The 16,122-nt window shown below is 46.4% G+C and carries 16 protein-coding genes; 13 read left to right on the top strand and 3 right to left on the bottom strand.

Features of this window, described 5'->3' with window-relative positions; translation table 11 throughout:
• The first annotated feature begins 19 nt into the window (after positions 1-19).
• The 8 genes from QRD89_RS14710 (at position 20) to QRD89_RS14675 (ending at position 7,801) form a co-directional block, all read left to right on the top strand.
• Complete coding sequence (locus tag QRD89_RS14710; RefSeq protein WP_008634174.1) at positions 20-856, top strand: carbohydrate ABC transporter permease; 837 nt, start codon at positions 20-22, stop codon at positions 854-856.
• Positions 857-870: 14 nt separating this feature from the next.
• Positions 871-1,770 carry a MurR/RpiR family transcriptional regulator gene (locus tag QRD89_RS14705; RefSeq protein ID WP_026578181.1) on the top strand — a complete coding sequence of 300 codons (900 nt, stop codon included), beginning with the start codon at positions 871-873 and terminating at the stop codon, positions 1,768-1,770.
• Between the two features lie 18 nt (positions 1,771-1,788).
• Entirely contained in the window at positions 1,789-3,192 is a 1,404-nt protein-coding gene (locus tag QRD89_RS14700) for an FAD-binding oxidoreductase (RefSeq protein ID WP_286095573.1), read from the top strand.
• On the top strand, positions 3,185-4,477 hold the full coding sequence (locus tag QRD89_RS14695; protein ID WP_286095572.1) for a (Fe-S)-binding protein: 1,293 nt from the start codon (positions 3,185-3,187) through the stop codon (positions 4,475-4,477). The genes QRD89_RS14700 and QRD89_RS14695 overlap by 8 nt, the downstream gene beginning before the upstream one ends.
• A 103-nt stretch (positions 4,478-4,580) precedes the next feature.
• Entirely contained in the window at positions 4,581-5,267 is a 687-nt protein-coding gene (locus QRD89_RS14690; RefSeq protein ID WP_026578184.1) for a response regulator transcription factor, read from the top strand.
• Complete coding sequence (locus tag QRD89_RS14685; RefSeq protein WP_062514320.1) at positions 5,264-6,616, top strand: sensor histidine kinase; 1,353 nt, start codon at positions 5,264-5,266, stop codon at positions 6,614-6,616. Before QRD89_RS14690 ends, QRD89_RS14685 begins: the two co-directional genes overlap by 4 nt.
• A gap of 33 nt (positions 6,617-6,649) precedes the next feature.
• Complete coding sequence (locus QRD89_RS14680; protein WP_286095571.1) at positions 6,650-7,192, top strand: PepSY domain-containing protein; 543 nt, start codon at positions 6,650-6,652, stop codon at positions 7,190-7,192.
• A gap of 90 nt (positions 7,193-7,282) precedes the next feature.
• Positions 7,283-7,801: a PepSY domain-containing protein gene (locus QRD89_RS14675; protein WP_026578187.1), complete on the top strand. Its 519-nt coding sequence runs from the start codon at positions 7,283-7,285 to the stop codon at positions 7,799-7,801.
• Positions 7,802-7,833: 32 nt separating this feature from the next.
• On the opposite strand, the gene QRD89_RS14670 is transcribed toward QRD89_RS14675, so the two are convergent.
• On the bottom strand, positions 7,834-8,691 hold the full coding sequence (locus tag QRD89_RS14670; RefSeq protein WP_286095570.1) for an STAS domain-containing protein: 858 nt from the start codon (positions 8,689-8,691) through the stop codon (positions 7,834-7,836).
• Between the two features lie 265 nt (positions 8,692-8,956).
• Between QRD89_RS14670 and QRD89_RS14665 the strand changes: the two genes are divergently transcribed.
• From QRD89_RS14665 to QRD89_RS14655, 3 genes are all read left to right on the top strand, one after another.
• Positions 8,957-9,745, top strand: coding sequence for a glutamine ABC transporter substrate-binding protein (locus QRD89_RS14665; protein WP_008634193.1), 789 nt, complete (start codon positions 8,957-8,959; stop codon positions 9,743-9,745).
• Positions 9,746-9,860: 115 nt separating this feature from the next.
• Positions 9,861-10,517, top strand: coding sequence for an amino acid ABC transporter permease (locus QRD89_RS14660; RefSeq protein ID WP_008634195.1), 657 nt, complete (start codon positions 9,861-9,863; stop codon positions 10,515-10,517).
• A complete protein-coding gene (locus QRD89_RS14655; RefSeq protein WP_008634196.1) occupies positions 10,517-11,239 on the top strand; it encodes an amino acid ABC transporter ATP-binding protein in 723 nt (240 codons plus the stop codon). The genes QRD89_RS14660 and QRD89_RS14655 overlap by 1 nt, the downstream gene beginning before the upstream one ends.
• A 124-nt stretch (positions 11,240-11,363) precedes the next feature.
• Here QRD89_RS14655 and QRD89_RS14650 read toward each other — a convergent pair whose 3' ends face one another.
• Both QRD89_RS14650 and QRD89_RS14645 read right to left on the bottom strand, forming a co-directional pair.
• A complete protein-coding gene (locus tag QRD89_RS14650) occupies positions 11,364-12,335 on the bottom strand; it encodes a sodium:calcium antiporter (RefSeq protein WP_062514314.1) in 972 nt (323 codons plus the stop codon).
• Positions 12,336-12,630: 295 nt separating this feature from the next.
• On the bottom strand, positions 12,631-13,842 hold the full coding sequence (locus QRD89_RS14645; RefSeq protein WP_286095568.1) for a S8 family peptidase: 1,212 nt from the start codon (positions 13,840-13,842) through the stop codon (positions 12,631-12,633).
• A gap of 247 nt (positions 13,843-14,089) precedes the next feature.
• Here QRD89_RS14645 and QRD89_RS14640 point away from each other — a divergent pair, with 247 nt between their 5' ends.
• Together QRD89_RS14640 and QRD89_RS14635 are read left to right on the top strand one after the other, a co-directional pair.
• Positions 14,090-15,826, top strand: coding sequence for a carbon starvation CstA family protein (locus tag QRD89_RS14640; RefSeq protein ID WP_026578189.1), 1,737 nt, complete (start codon positions 14,090-14,092; stop codon positions 15,824-15,826).
• Between the two features lie 57 nt (positions 15,827-15,883).
• Positions 15,884-16,111: a cory-CC-star protein gene (locus QRD89_RS14635; protein WP_235601511.1), complete on the top strand. Its 228-nt coding sequence runs from the start codon at positions 15,884-15,886 to the stop codon at positions 16,109-16,111.
• Positions 16,112-16,122: the final 11 nt, after the last annotated feature.

Raw genomic sequence — 16,122 nt, 5'->3', positions numbered from 1 at the left:
ACGACAGGAGGGGAATACCGTGCACAAAGGCAGTTTTTTCTCACGGACGATCGTCCGTGTCCCACTGATCATCTGGTCCTTGGCCGTTCTGTATCCGATTTTCTGGATGATTCTTGGTGCGTTCAAGTCGAATGCGGAGATATACCGAAATCCATGGGGGATTCCGGAGAGCTTCTCGTTTTCCAACTTCGTGGACGCCTGGAGTAACTATAATATAGATACAAGCGTATTCAACAGCTTCCTTGTCACAGGGCTTGGAGCGACGCTTACGTTAATGATGGCGATTCCGACATCTTATGCGCTCGAACGGATGGTTTTCCGTGGGAACCGTGTCTTGTTTACTTTATACATTTCTGCGATGATGATCCCAATGGTACTCGGCTGGATTCCGTTGTTTTTCCTGCTCATGCAGCTGAATCTGCTTGATAACATCTTCGGATTGAGCATTGTCTATGCTGTCAGCCAACTGCCATTCAGCATTTTCGTACTTACGAGTTTCATGGCCACGATCCCAAAATCATTGGAGGAAGCGGCAGCTATCGACGGGATGTCTCCTTACGGTGTCTTGTGGAAAGTGATCACGCCGTTGTCTACTACCGGAATTATTACCGTAACGATTATGAATATGATTCAGTTCTGGAATGAATATTTTATGGCATTGATTTTTCTCCAGACAGAAGAAAACTATACATTGGCACTGGCTATTGACTTTATTAGTAACGAAACCCAGTACACCAATGCCTGGGGAACATTATTTGCGAGTCTCGTCATCGCTATCATTCCGGTCATCGTTCTTTATGCGATTTTCCAACGCCGGATTGTGAAAGGGATGACGGAAGGAGCTATTAAAGGATAAGAGTGGTGATGATCATGAAAGCTTCGCTTACAGGCGGTCTAGTCATGCTTAAAGAAATGAAGGATAAATTACCTCCTTCAGAAAGAAAAATTGCGGGCTTCATTCTGGATCAGCCGCATGAAGCGATACACTGCACAGCGTCTCAGCTCGGGGAGTTGAGTTCAACAAGCAGCGCGGCTGTCATCCGCCTCTGCAAATCACTTGGTTTAAAGGGGCTTCAGGAGTTGAAACTTCGAATCTCCGGTGACCTGCAGAAGAAACCGGAGGAACAGTACCGGGATATTCAGCCCGGAGAGCCTTCGGATTTAATTGTAGAGAAAGTAACTAACAACAGTGTGCAGGCAATTAAGGAAACCACCGAGCTGGTCGATTACAAGACCCTGTCTGAAGCCATCAAGTTTTTGAAAAATGCCGAGAGAATTCATTTTTTCGGTGTTGGTGCGTCGGGCATTATTGCTCAGGATGCCCAACAGAAGTTCATGCGCATGAATAAGGCTACTTCGGCATTCAACGATTTACATAATGCTGCCATGAACATCGCGAACGTTTCTGACCGGGATGTGGTTTTCGGTATTTCCTTCTCCGGGGAGACATACGAAACAGCCAAAGTTATGGAAATTGCTAAACGAAAAGGAGCCAAAACGATCAGCCTCACAAGATATGGACAGTCTCCGGTTACAGCCTGTGCGGATGTTTCGCTGTATATATCCGCCTCTAGAGAGATTCCAGCACCTTTCCGCAGCGGTGCTACATCCTCGCGGCTTGCCCAGCTCCACATGATCGATATTCTTTTTGTCAATCTTGTCACAGAACAATGGGGAGAAGCATCGGATTACTTTGAGGAAATAACCGAAGTCATTAATGATTTGAAAGGAAAGCCGTCTCTGAAAAACGTCAAATCTATGAAGCAATGACCAGGGAGGTTGGATAGAATGAAAGATTGGTTGAGGGAACTCCAGCAGATTCTGCCGGAAGAAAGAATTCTCACATCGGCCGCCGATCGTTACAGCTACAGTTTTGACGCATCCTTCGGTGAATATATGCCCGAAGCCGTCGTCCAGGTGAAGAAGAAAGAGGAAGTAGCAGCTGTCTTGAAGGTGGCGAACCGCTGTCGTGTACCGGTTTATCCAAGGGGATCGGGTACTTGTCTGAGTGGCGGTCCTCTTCCTGTCTATGGAGGAATCGTTCTTGATATGTCCCAATGGCCTGCGGTGATCGAAATGCAGCCTTATGATTTGACTGTAGACGTTACGCCGAGTGTGAAGACCGTGGATATTAATGCGGAGGCTGCGGAGCATGGTTTAATGTACGCTCCTGATCCAAGCAGTGCTCATGTTGCGACAATCGGCGGCAACCTTGCGGAGAATTCCGGCGGGCCCCGGGGCTTGAAGTATGGTGTGACGAAGGATCACGTTCTCGGCCTTGAAGTAGTGACACCGGAGGGGGAAATAATCAGAACCGGTGGCCGGACGATTAAGAACGTGACAGGTTTCGATCTTACGAAGCTGATAGTCGGGTCGGAAGGAACGCTTGCGGTCATTGTCGGAGCGACCTTGAAGCTGATGCCGAAACCGAAAGCTGTACAAACGATGATGGTCGCATTCCAAGAGGTGAGGAAAGCAGGAGAGGCGATTTCACGGACGCTCACTTCCGGGATTCTACCAGCTAAGATGGAATTTATGGACCAGGCCTGTATCGTCGCTGTCGAGAACTTCCAGCCTGTCGGTCTTCCCGTCGATGCTGCTGCTATCGTCATCATTGAGCTTGACGGTCATCCGGAAACGCTTCGGGTGGAACGCGGGCTTGTCGAAGAAATCATGCTGGATGTCGGTGCTGTGGAAATCATCATCCCTAAAACCGAAGAGGAAGCAGCTGCCATCTGGCACGCAAGAAAACAAGTATCCCCTGCAATCGCCAAAATCAAACCGACCAAAGTCTCGGAAGACGCTACCGTTCCCAGAAGCAAAATTCCTGACTTCATCGACCGGTTACATACAATAAAAGAAAAATATCAAGTCGAAGTTGTCGCATTCGGACATGCAGGAGATGGAAACCTCCACCCAAATGTACTATGTGACAAAAGGGATAAGGAAGAGATGAAGCGTGCAGAAGCTGCAGTGGAAGCCATGTTTGAAGCTGCACTGGAACTCGGAGGTACATTGTCAGGAGAACACGGGATAGGCACGATGAAAGCTCCCTTCATGGAGGCAGAGCTCGGAGCAGTCGGTCTTGGGATGATGAAACGCATCAAGGACAGTTGGGACCCGAATGGAATTCTTAACCCGGGAAAGATCTTTCCAGAGAAGGGTCAGAAGCTGGTGTTGACAGATGAGTGAACAATTGAAAGAAAGGTTGTCCTATGACAGGACCATTGATTGTGTCCAGTGCGGCTATTGCCTCCCAGCCTGTCCGACATATGAAACGATGGAGAAAGAAACGCACTCGCCAAGGGGAAGGATCAATCTGATTAAAATGGTGGCAGAAGGAAAAGCGGCAGTAGAGGAATTGAAAGAACCGATTGAGAAATGCCTTGGCTGTATGGCCTGTACAGTCGTCTGTCCCACTAACGTCCAGTACGGAGAGCTTTTGGAAAGTGCAAAGACGGTCATGGAAGAAGAAACAGGAAAGCCCCGCCCGCAAAGATGGATGGAAAGCTTCTTATACAAGGAGTTTTTTCCTTCCTCGAAGTGGATGGATTTCCTGGGAAATGCGGCGTGGCTCTATCAGAAGACGGGGATACAGAAAGCAGCTGGTCATTTCGGCCTCCTGAAGCGTATTTCCGAGCCGCTTGGACAGATGGAATCGGTGCTCCCGGCCATGCCGCCGCCGAAACTGCGTAAGCAGAGAGCGAATCGCTATGTAAGGATGCGCCCGGCTAAGGCTAAGGTTGGGTTTTTTAGAGGATGTATCATGGACAGCGTTTTTTTTGAATCCAATGAAAATACGCTCGAACTGCTCCTGCGAAGTGGAGCAGAGATCGTTATTCCTGAGCAGCAGACGTGCTGTGGGGCCCTTCATGGTCACTCCGGAAAAAAGGAAGAGGCGACGGAGCTGGCCAAGAGAAATATAGAAGCATTTGAGGAAGAGAACTTCGATTATATTGTGAATAATGCAGGAGGCTGCGGAGCACGTTTAATCGAATATGCCACTCTTTTTGAAGAAGGAACAACATGGCACAAGCGGGCTCTCCAATTTACACACCGGGTGAAAGACATATCGGAAGTATTGGTGGAGATGGACGGCCTTATCTTTAATAAGTCGTTGGATGTGGCAGTTACTTATCAGCCATCCTGTCATTTGAGAAATGTTCAGAAGGTGACGAACGAACCCATCGATCTCTTAAAGCGTATTCCGGGGCTTACCTTAAAAGAGCTGGATCGACCAGAGTTCTGCTGCGGATCTGCGGGGGTATATAACATTGTCAACTATGAAGAGGCGATGGATATCCTGGATGTTAAAATGAAGGACGTTTGTCAGACGGGGCCGGACAGGATCATAACGTCCAACCCAGGCTGCCTCCTGCAGATGAAGCTTGGTGTCGAAAGGGAAGGAAAGAGTGGGGTGATGGATTCGGTTCACATCGTCGATCTGCTGATGGAAGCGGATCCGCTCCCGAAATAGTTTAAAGGCGATTCGTTTATCGAATCGTCTTTTCTTATGCGCGTTGATGGGTATGTCTGCTAGAATGATGCTAAACAATAAAAGGGAAAGAGGGATGAAGGTGATGAAAGCGGATATTCTCGTTATTGAAGATGAACAGAAAATTGCGCGTGTGCTTGAAATCGAACTCGAGTATGAAGGTTACACCGTGACAAAGGCACACGATGGAGCGGAGGGGATGGACCTTTTCCGTTCGAAGTCCTGGGACCTGGTTCTCCTTGATGTCATGCTTCCAAGTATGAGCGGTACCGATGTGCTGAAGCGAATAAGAAAGGGAGATACGGCAACTCCTGTAATTATGCTGACGGCTAAAGATAACGTCGAAGATAAAGTGACAGGGCTGGACCTTGGCGCAAACGATTATGTGACCAAGCCGTTTGATTTTGAAGAATTATTAGCAAGAATTCGAGCTGCTCTACGCTTCAAACCTGCTGATGAAACAGGCGAGCCGGGTTTGTCTCTTGCGGATCTTAAAGTAAATGAATCGACACATGAGGTGAGCCGCGGAGAGGATAAGATCGATTTGACCGCTAAAGAATTCGCGCTGCTCGTTTATTTATTGAAGAACAAGCGGCAGGTCTTGAACAGGGAGCAGCTTCTCGACGGGGTGTGGGGCTATGACTACTATGGAGATACGAATATCGTGGACGTCTATATTCGTTATCTACGTAACAAAATGGACAAGAACTATGAACCGAAGCTGCTGCACACCGTCCGGGGCGTCGGTTATGTGTTAAAGGATCCGCGATGAAATTATCGAATAAAATCCACGTCTACACCACAGTGCTGTTCACTGTCTTACTGGTCCTGATCAGCCTGTCTGTTTATTTCACGTTCAGCCATATCAGTTACGACAGCGACTTGGAACAAACGCGTCTCGAGGCAGAGCGTATCGCTGCCGGTATCAACGAACAGGAGAGCACTTCCCTGTCCACAGACCTTCTCAGGGCTTATGTACCGGCAAACGGTATGATTAGAATCATACGCCGAAACGGACAAGCGGAAACGGTGGCGGCAGGCAGTCAGCAGGACCTCGCTGATCAGGAGTACCGGTATTATCAGGGAGAACAGGTGGAAGTAGAGAAATACGACGAAACACCTCACGCTGTAGCTGCTGTTCCGGTTCTCTGGATGAATGGAGAAGTGGCGTCTCTGCAATTGACGCAGAGTCTTGCTTCAACGTCGTCCAACTTAGAAGTTTTAAGACTAGTGCTTTTGGTCGTTACCATTCTTGCTATCCTTCCACTTTTTCTTTCTGCGCGCATCCTTAGCAACCTAATAACGAAGCCGATCGTATCGCTTACCGATACGATGCAGGAAATCAGGGGAAGTGGAGAGTTCAAGCAGATTGAGACAGAGAAGCAGTCCAAGGATGAACTTGATCAGATGGCGGATGCCTTTAATCAAATGATCATACAGCTCGAGCGAAATTATGAACGTCAAGAGCAGTTCGTATCCAATGCATCCCATGAATTGAAAACACCATTGACTGTTATTGAATCCTATTCCAGCTTACTGAAACGTCGTGGGAATAAAGACGAGAAACTCTTCCGTGAATCTATAGAGGCAATCTATTCTGAGGCGAAGCAAATGAGAGCACTGACTCAGCAGCTGCTTTTATTGGCGAAACAAGAGGAGCACTGGAATGTGAAGAAGGAGAATATACCGCTGGTTTCGTTACTTGAGTCAACGGTAGTCTCCTTTGAAAAAGCCTATAGTCGACAGGTGCGCTTACTTTCAGATAGTGCCGTAACCGTATATACAGACGAACAGAAGCTGAAGCAGCTGCTTTATATCTTAATGGACAATGCAAAAAAATACAGCGACGAAGCAATCGCTGTTTTTGTCAAACAGCACAGTAGTAAGGTCATTATTGATGTGGTTGATGAAGGGATTGGAATGACGGATCAGGAACTTGAACACGTGTTCGACCGATTCTATCAGGTTGATCAATCCCGCTCGGAAGGATATGGCCTTGGGTTATCCCTTGCACAGGAGCTTGCCGAGGCAATTGGGGCGGAACTGAAGTTGACGAGTATTAAAGGGAAAGGCACGACGGCTTCGATAATCCTTGCCCATTCTCAGAAGAATCTCAGATAACTCCTATACAATGAGAAGAACAGGAGGGATCCTATGTCAAAATTATGGAAGTTATTGTTGTCAACAGTCGGCCTGCTCCTTTTCCTTCTCCTTGGCTGGCAGATGATTAATGACCGTTCCAGTGCAGAGCCGTTAACTGATAACGATGTCCGCACGAAAGTGGAAGACCAGTACAGTGGAGAAGTGAGCCGAATAATAGCTGAGGATGACCACTATACAGCCACTGTTCAAACAGCTGCAGGGACGTATGAAGTCACGGTGCTGAAAGTAGATGGAAGTATTGCCAATGTGCAGAGGGTCGCTGGAAGCGACACTACAGATCAACAGCAGAAGGAAGAGTCGTCTGACCCACCTGAGGAAAACAGTCCATCCTCTGAAACTAAGACAATTTCCGAGCAGGAAGCGGAAAGGCTAGCATTAGCGGAAGTAGACGGAGAGGTAGATGACGTGGACCTCGAAGAGAATGACGGAACTATCTATTATTTAGTGGAAATTGAACAAAAGGATGAGCGAGAAGGAACCGTCCAGGTACACGCCGTGACAGGAGAGGTCATGTCCGTGAGTTGGGACGATTAATCGGTTCTCATGAAATTCTCATTTTATACTCCATTTGTTCTCATCTTGCCTGGATATAGTGTAAGTAGATAAAACAAAGGAGGAAACAAAATGAAGAAAACATGGATGATTGCTGGAGTGGCAGGAGTAATGATTCTGGGCGGTGCATTCGGTGTCAGTGCGGTAAGTAACGATGGTCAATGGTCTGATAAGAACGTCAAAGTATCCCAGAAACAGGCAGAAGATACGGCGGTTAAAGAAGTGGAAGGTTTAGAAATCACTAAAGTAGAAAAAGATGTAGACGACGGTGTACAGAAGTATGAAGTGAAAGGAATGACCAAAGACGGCCAGGAAATGGACGTAGACATTCACGCAGAATCCGGAGAAGTGTTGGAAGTGGATCGTGAGGATTCGGACAGTGATTCTGATCAAGTATCCGCAGCTGATTTGAAGGTGGACCAAGCGACTGCTGAAAAGACTGCAGAACAGGAAACCGGCGGGACCATTACAGAATCAGAGGTTGATGACGGCCACTTTGAATTCGAGCTTGTCGATGATACCCACGAATACGATGTTACGGTGGATGGACAAACAGGAGAAGTCATTGAATATGAAAAGGAAAAGAAATAATAAAAAGAAAAACCTCGTCCAGTGACGAGGTTTTATTGTTTCTCTACTAAAGAAAATCCGATAGACGAGAGAGCTGCTTCCAAATTAACAACGGTTCTCGCTTTTAGTTTGTTGAACTTTACATTTTCCACTTCGCGCTGGGCGATTGCCGGGGTAATACCTGTCATTAGTGCTTCAATTCCCATTAATTCCAGGGAATGAACGAGCTTCGCCAGCACGTCCGGGAAAAGATCATCCAAAATGACCAGCCCGGACAAATCAATGATGAAATAATCAATGTCCTTCTCCGCCCCGTATCGAAGGGTAGTGTCCATAATCTTTTTCGCCCGTCGTTCATCAATAATTCCTTGGATAGTCAAAATCGATACACCCTTTGTAATCGGTATGATCGGGACATTCAGCAAAGCCATATTATACTGCGTTTGATCCAATTCGATTATATGGGAGAGAACGTCAGCGATAGATTTCAGGAAACGGATGTCTTCCTGCTCAAATACCTTTTCCTCGGAATCCATTACACAAAGGGTACCGAACGTGTTGCCATCAACATCCGTAAGCTCCACGCCGAGAAACCCTCTTTTGCGCAGCTCATCCGTAACTGCCAAGTCTTTCGTCCGTGCTTCCTGCATTAAATTTTCTGTAGTCATTGCTTTATTGCGGCTGTTTAAAATAAACCGACAGTATGTACCTCCGTAATCCACCGTATATCCCTCGTTGATGATACCTTCATCTCTGTTATAAGAACTAAGCACAGTCATGGATGTATCATCTTTCTTTGCAATATAGGCAGTTTGGACGTCCAGATGTTCGCTGATAATATGGAACATTTTCCTTGAAGCGGTCCTTAAGGACTGGAAATCTGTCGTATCCAACTTGTACTCGTTAGGCATGATTACCCTTCCTCTATTAGAAATTAAAAGTCCAATATTCCCCACTACCCTTTGGTGAAATCTTTAAACGACTTTTTTTGACTTTTTTTAGTTTAATAACGAGGAAAGCCGATGAAAAAGTCGTAAATATGAGAAAAATGTCTTCCTGATATCTAAATTAGGTGAATATCCAATAATAAAGCTGAAAACAAATAATTCAGAAAATTTTAATTATTATTTATATTTGAGATAATGGGGAAGCGATCTTTCATAAGGGGGAGAAAAAATGAAAAAGAAGTGGGTCTTATTAATTACGATTTTTGCTATGGTATCTATTCTTGCCGCTTGTGGCGGGGATGAAGATGCTTCCGGCGACTCTGGTGAAACGTACACCGTCGCTACCGATAACAACTTCGTTCCGTTTGAGTTTATGAATGAAGAGACAGGCGAAATGGAAGGCTTCGATATCGATCTTATTAAAGCGGTCGCAGATGAAGCAGGTTTCAACGTGGATATCGAATCCATGAAATTTGATGGTGTCGTAGCGGGTATGCAGTCCGGCCGCTATGATATTGGTATTGCCGGTATGACAATTACGGAAGAGCGTAAAGAATCGATTGCTTTCTCCGATCCATACTATGATGCCGGCTTAATGATAGCAGTCAATGGAGATAACGAAGAAATCCAATCGGAGGATGACCTTGCTGGTAAAAAGGTGGGAACTCGTTCCGGTACGACCAGTGAAACATATCTGAAAGAGAACCATCCGGATGCCGAGCTCGTTACATTCCCCGGCATTGTTGAAGCGTATTTGGATTTGGAATCCGGTCGTTTAGATGCCGTCATGTACGATGTGCCAAACGTACAGTATTATGTGGCAAACGATGCAGAGAATTTGAAGACCGCTGGAGATATTCTCCAAGGAGAGCAGTACGGGATAGCCTTTCCGAAGGACTCCGAGCTTGTAGAAGATGTGAATGAAGCGCTCCAGACGTTGATTGACAACGGAACGTATGACGACATTTATGAAGAGTGGTTCGGAGAGCGTAAATACGGAACGGAATCATCAGAGTAACAGACACTATTATGACCAAGCTGATCAAGAGGAGCGTAACAAGTGGCCGGCTTGTTACGCTTTCTTTAACGTACGGCATCGACTGAATTACAAAACTTAAGGAGCGGTCTCTCATATGGAGTTTATAACAGAATCCCATTATTACCGTGTCATGCCTTTCCTGCTTGAAGGTCTGGTATGGACATTGATCATAACATTCGTCGGTCTGATTTTCGGTTTTATCCTGGGCGCAGTTTTCGGCTTTGCCCGTCTTTCCAAGAATAAACTGGTGTATGGCATTGCTACCGTCTACGTCGAAGCCGTTCGCGGGACGCCGATTCTTGCACAGATATTATTCATTTATTTCGGGATATCTGATTTGACAGGAATCAACATCGATAAAATCACTGCATCTATCATTGCGATCGCTATCAATGCAGGAGCTTATATTGCTGAAATCGTCCGCGGTGCCGTTTACTCCATTGATAAGGGACAGGAAGAAGCGGGGCGTTCCATCGGCCTGACGAGAAACCAAACGATGCGGTACATTATTTGGCCGCAAGCTTTCAGGCGAATGATTCCGCCTCTCGGTAACCAATTCGTGATAAGTCTGAAAGATACTTCTTTATTCTCTGTCATAGCCGTAGGGGAGCTGTTGTATATGGGGCAGCAATACTACGGAATGACCTTTCAGCCGTTTCAGGCACTGACGATGGTTTGTGTGATGTACTTGATCATCACTGTACCAACAGCTGTTTATTTAAGGAGAGTGGAAAGGAGACTGGACGTCTGATGATTACTGTGAAAGATTTACATAAATCGTTTGGTTCCAACGAAGTACTGAAAGGGATTAACACAGAAATCGATGAAAAAGAGGTCGTATGTGTCATAGGACCATCTGGATCGGGGAAAAGCACCTTCCTTCGCTGTTTGAACCTCCTGGAAGAAGTGACGTCGGGGGATGTGTATATTGAGGGTGATAATCTTACGGATTCTAAAGTGAACATCAATGATGTGCGATCACGGGTTGGGATGGTATTCCAACACTTTAACTTATTTCCACATAAGACCGTTCTTGAGAATATAACGATCGGTCCAATGAAAGTGAAAAAGATGAAGAAAGCAGCGGCTGAGGCGATTGCCCGTCCTCTGCTGGAGAAAGTCGGCTTGGCTGATAAGGCGAATGTTTATCCGGAGAGTCTTTCCGGTGGACAGAAGCAGCGGGTAGCCATTGCCCGGTCTTTGGCTATGGAGCCGAAAATTATGTTGTTTGATGAGCCGACATCGGCCCTCGATCCTGAACTCGTCGGTGATGTCCTTGCTGTTATGAAGGAGCTTGCGAAAGAAGGGATGACGATGGTCGTCGTGACTCATGAAATGGGATTCGCAAGGGAGGTTGGAGATAGGGTGTTGTTCATGGATGAAGGTATCATCATGGAAGAGGGTCTGCCTGCAGATATTTTCAGCAACCCTCAAAACCCAAGGACACAGGAATTTTTAAGCAAAGTTTTATAGCATTTCAAAAATATGCGTAAGAGTAGGGAGAAGTATCGGGTGTATTGCCGCTCGATACTTCTCCCTTTCTATTCTTTCTCTAGAACGTAAGAAAAGACACAGGGAGACTGTGTCTTTTCTGCGGTCAAAATAGATTGTAAGAAGTAATGAAGTACATCAGAATTATTAAAAGCGATGGCGCTGCATAATAAAAACTATTGGTTCGTGGCTTGCGTCCGATCGTCAAAACGGTCAACAAAAGCATGGCTACGCTCAACAGCGCAATCGGAAGGTGAGAAGAGCTTAAAACGGTCAGAATTGCTCCTTTTGTATAGAAAACATCCGTTACTGCAAGAAGCTGTAAGTTGAACAGGTTACTCCCGAGGATTGACCCCACGGCCATCCCGTAATTAGCCATTCGAAATGCAACGAGGACGGTCACCAATTCAGGAAGCGAAGTGGAAGCAGCTATGAGGAAACTTCCTACGAAGCTTGAACTCATTCCTGTCTGCTGGGCTAGCTGGTCTCCGAAGATCGACAAGGCACTACCTGCTGCAAAAACAACGACGGCTGCAACACCGAAGCCGATACTGGCCCCTTTAAGCGTATAATCTTTGCCTGCGGCGGCAGCCTCGTCCATCTCCTCTTCTTCCTCTTCGGAGTTCCCGAAGAATTTCATCGTAACCACATAGAGGGCAACGAGGACGAACATTTCCCATCCAATATGGAAGAGTGACGCTTGAAACGGAAGAATAAGGGACAGAACGACAACCATTGTGAGAACGATTCCTGCAATGGCAGAAGGCAGGTGCTGCTTCTGATTGATGGTGTTAAACATTCTTTTTCTCCGGTAAATCATATCGACGACAGCAAGGATTAATAGATTGAACGTATTACTTCCAAGCATGTTTCCGACGGCGATGTCGGGGTTGTCAATATAGACGGCCGTTAAGCTTGTTGTCAGCTCAGGCAGGGATGTTGCTCCTGCTATAAGAAAAGTACCGACAACAGCACCGCTGAGCGAAGACTTTCGACTGATCACATCTCCGAAACGGTTTAATTGGACTGCCGCATACACGACAATCACAGCGGATAAGGCAAATAAGAAAAATACCAAAGTAAATCCTCCTTTTGATAACTTTCAGAGCCTTGATCACAAAAAAACAGACCTCGGCCCTGATGGCCAAGGTCTTGCGTACTAGTTGATAGTTTGATGGACCGAGTGCCGCAGCACTGGAATGACGATCCAACAATCCGTATTATACGGCCGCTACTCCCCTTGTTGATTCTAATATAGCCGAGGTAGAAGTCGGCGTCAATAGATAAGTGTCGATACCCACTGTACAATCGTCTCTAAATTAAAAAGAGCCTCAAGTTTCCTTGAGGCCCTACGGAGTGTGTTAAGAATCCGTTTAATAGTTTACGGCGTTATAAGAGTTGATCAACCCGTGCTGGAAGTAAGAACCTGTCCCGCTGATCGGCTCCGCTGTTTGTTCGATTGCTGCCCGTATATTGCTGTTTGAACGTCCTTGAGAAGCAAGGAGTCCTGCAAGTCCGGCAACGTGTGGCGAAGCCATGGACGTTCCGGAAAGGTAGGCGTACCCTCCATTAGGAACGGTGGATGCAATGTCTACACCAGGAGCGGTGACGTCCACCCATGTTCCATAGTTTGAAAAGGAGGCTTTACGATTATATCGGTCGACAGCTCCGACCGCGATCACATTATCATAAGATGCCGGCTCGAACGTCGTTCTTACTCCGTCGTTTCCAGCAGCAGCGATAATGACAGAGCCTTTATTCCATGCATAATTCACAGCGTCTTCGAGTGTTTGGGTATCACAATTACATCCGAGGGAAAGGTTAATGACTTCTGCCCCTTGATCAGCAGAATAACGGATGGCGTTGGCGATATTGTTCAATGAGCCGCTGCCATTGGCATCCAAGGCGCGGACGGCAAGGATTTTAGTATTGGGTGCCATTCCTGCGACACCGCTGCCGTTGTTCGTCTGTGCTGCAGCTGTCCCTGCTACGTGAGTACCGTGATTATTCAAGTCCATCGGATCATAGTCATTATCAACGAAATCATAGCCCTTTATCGTTTTGTTTTTTAGATCAGGATGGTTATAGTCTACTCCGGAGTCTACGATGGCAATTTCCTGGTTACTGCTCCCCCGGGTGATATCCCAAGCGGCTTCGGTGTTCGTGTTCTGAGGTCCATATTGATAGCCGGAGTAGTAGGTGTCATTCGGCGTCCATGTGACATCGAATATGTAGTTAGGTTCTGCGTATTCGACATTCGGGTTATTGTTCAAGGCTTTTACGACTGCATCCACGTTGCCGACTTCGAGAACTTTCACATTTGAATCAACGACCTTTTTTTCTTCCTTCGCTTTTTCTGCACCGAAGGCTTGAAGCTGTTTGCTGCTCAACGTTTTCCCTTCTTTGAATTTAACGACGACTTCTCCTTTAACGTAGTCCCCTTTTTGGACATCTGTCTGTACCTTCATTTCTTTCTTCAATGGTTCCGGCGTCTGATCGGCGAAGACTTGTCCTGTTGTCGGAATCAGTGCAAGACTTGCAGCCAGGGATAAGGTTGCTAATTTCTTAAACTTTTTCAACTTCATGAAACATTCCTCCTTGATAAGATATATATAAGTAATTCGAAAGAATCAGGAAAAACCCTCTCAAATAGGGGTTGGGATAGTGGCAGGGAAAAAGAGGGGGTAACATGCATTTTTTGACACATACTTTCCCAAGTCGTCGAAAATCCTTTTGTTATCTGATTTATCTGTAAATTTATTGGGGTATTACCTGTTTCTGGTGTATAATACCAACTATAATGAAAGCGCGTACATTAAGAGGAGGGATTGTGTGAGTGGTATTTGGCTTGCGGTTGTAGGCAGCTTCGTGTTTTTTCTGGGTTATCGCTATTATTCGAGATTCATAGCAGACAAAATTTACAGGTTGGATCCAAACTATGTAACGCCTGCCCATCAATATAAAGATGGTGTCGATTTCGTCCCAACCAATAAGTTTATCTTATGGGGGCATCACTTCACTTCCGTAGCAGGCGCAGCGCCAATCGTAGGACCAGCAATCGCTGTTTACTGGGGATGGCTTCCAGCAGTGTTATGGGTGCTTCTCGGTACCGTTTTCGCGGCCGGCGTACATGACTTCGGTACGCTTGTTCTATCCGTGCGGAACAAAGGCCAGTCAATCGGCACACTTGCCAGCAAGTTGATCGGTCAGCGGGCAAAGGTCTTATTCCTATTCATCATCTTATTGTTGGTGTTGATGGTTAACGCTGTCTTCGCCTGGGTAATCGCCAACCTTTTCATTTCTTTTCCTGCCAGTGTCCTGTCCGTATTTATTCAAATCCCGTTAGCAGTATGGATCGGTTATCACGTGTATAAAAGACAGGGAAATATGCTGCTTCCATCCGTCGTCGCTCTTGCTGTCATGTATCTTTCTGCAATCGTAGCCAGCTACGTTCCTGCTCTGCAAATTGATCTCGTCCGCTATTTTGGAGGAGAAGGTGCAGAAACAATTTTCGGTTTGAATGCAACATCCATGTCCTTCTTTGTCTGGATTGTTGTTCTGATGGTTTATGTGTACATCGCATCCACTTTGCCTGTATGGAAACTATTGCAGCCGAGGGATTATATTAATTCCCACCAACTTATTGTCGGGCTAGGTCTGCTTTATCTCGGCCTTTTGTTCACCAACCCTGAAATTACGGCTCCTGTGACCAATGGTGCTGCGGACACTTCCTGGTTTCCACTATTATTCATCACGATCGCCTGTGGAGCGATTTCCGGTTTCCATGGACTTGTATCCTCGGGGACCTCTTCCAAACAGTTGAATAATGAAAAAGATGCACGATTTGTCGGGTATCTGGGATCGGTTGGTGAAGGTGCACTCGCTCTTGTCGCTATTATCGCAGTTATCACATTCTTCCCGACCAGGGGAGAATTCACAGCAACGTACAGTGGGTTTGCCGAAGCAAGCAATGCAGGACTCGGTGTATTTATTCAAGGTGCCGGTCAGCTGGCGTCTGGACTAGGTATCCCCGCTTCTGTCGCTTCTACGATCGTATCTGTCATTGTTGTAAGCTTTGCGGCGACAACGCTGGATTCATCCGTCCGTCTGATGCGATACATTATTGCAGAGCTTGGGTCGGAATATAATGTTACCCCGCTTACAAAGACACATGCAGCGACAACGCTTGCCGTCGTGTCCAGTGCGGCTCTCACATTAATTCCTCAAGGACCAAAAGGGTTTGGATCTGGTGGTTACCTGCTTTGGCCGTTGTTCGGTACATCCAATCAGCTGCTCGCAGGCATCAGTCTTCTCCTTGTATCCATCTGGCTGAAGAGGCAGGGGAGAAATTACCTGCCGACGATCATTCCTATGGTATTCCTTATGTTTATGACATTATGGGCCATGATCACCCAGGTTTTCATGGAATGGGCACCGTGGGCGGAAAGCAGTGATTGGATGCTCTTCACCTTCGGGGCAATTATTCTTGTATTTACGTTATGGATCTTGTTGACAGCTGTTTCCACCCTTACCGGCAGGAATAAGGATTCTATTGAAAAAAGTGCATAAAAGTTTGGAGGGATGTCGGCAGTGAAGAAAAGCTACTCCATTAAACGCCTGATACAAATGTATGATGAAATGCTGCGGGTTCCTCATAAGCGTGAAATTGCAAGGGAGCTGAGGCAGGAGGAGGACTTGTTTCTTCTCCTGATTTATTCAGACATGCTGGGGATTCCAAACCCTGCCTTTTACTACACGCTCGAGCTGTATCCTCATATCGTGGAGAAATTCCATGATTGGCATCTCCGGATGGGTATGGAGAAATCACCTTTGGAGGGAATCCGCTGCTGTTGAGGAGGGGTAAG

Source organism: Halobacillus sp. ACCC02827 (genome assembly GCF_030291935.1).
Classification (GTDB): Bacteria; Bacillota; Bacilli; order Bacillales; family Halobacillaceae; genus Halobacillus.
The sequence above is the reverse complement of the archived record's forward strand: the minus strand, read 5'-3'. Positions and strand labels throughout refer to the sequence as shown.

Bases quoted from the DNA above. Each gene is read 5' to 3' on its own strand.
- QRD89_RS14665 (WP_008634193.1), top strand. From the start codon at position 8,957: ATGAAAAAGAAGTGGGTCTTATTAATTACGATTTTTGCTATGGTATCT.
- QRD89_RS14705 (WP_026578181.1), top strand. From the start codon at position 871: ATGAAAGCTTCGCTTACAGGCGGTCTAGTCATGCTTAAAGAAATGAAG.
- QRD89_RS14695 (WP_286095572.1), top strand. From the start codon at position 3,185: ATGAGTGAACAATTGAAAGAAAGGTTGTCCTATGACAGGACCATTGAT.
- QRD89_RS14655 (WP_008634196.1), top strand. From the start codon at position 10,517: ATGATTACTGTGAAAGATTTACATAAATCGTTTGGTTCCAACGAAGTA.
- QRD89_RS14660 (WP_008634195.1), top strand. From the start codon at position 9,861: ATGGAGTTTATAACAGAATCCCATTATTACCGTGTCATGCCTTTCCTG.
- QRD89_RS14670 (WP_286095570.1), bottom strand. From the start codon at position 8,691: ATGCCTAACGAGTACAAGTTGGATACGACAGATTTCCAGTCCTTAAGG.
- QRD89_RS14635 (WP_235601511.1), top strand. From the start codon at position 15,884: ATGTATGATGAAATGCTGCGGGTTCCTCATAAGCGTGAAATTGCAAGG.
- QRD89_RS14700 (WP_286095573.1), top strand. From the start codon at position 1,789: ATGAAAGATTGGTTGAGGGAACTCCAGCAGATTCTGCCGGAAGAAAGA.
- QRD89_RS14690 (WP_026578184.1), top strand. From the start codon at position 4,581: ATGAAAGCGGATATTCTCGTTATTGAAGATGAACAGAAAATTGCGCGT.
- QRD89_RS14675 (WP_026578187.1), top strand. From the start codon at position 7,283: ATGAAGAAAACATGGATGATTGCTGGAGTGGCAGGAGTAATGATTCTG.
- QRD89_RS14680 (WP_286095571.1), top strand. From the start codon at position 6,650: ATGTCAAAATTATGGAAGTTATTGTTGTCAACAGTCGGCCTGCTCCTT.
- QRD89_RS14645 (WP_286095568.1), bottom strand. From the start codon at position 13,842: ATGAAGTTGAAAAAGTTTAAGAAATTAGCAACCTTATCCCTGGCTGCA.
- QRD89_RS14685 (WP_062514320.1), top strand. From the start codon at position 5,264: ATGAAATTATCGAATAAAATCCACGTCTACACCACAGTGCTGTTCACT.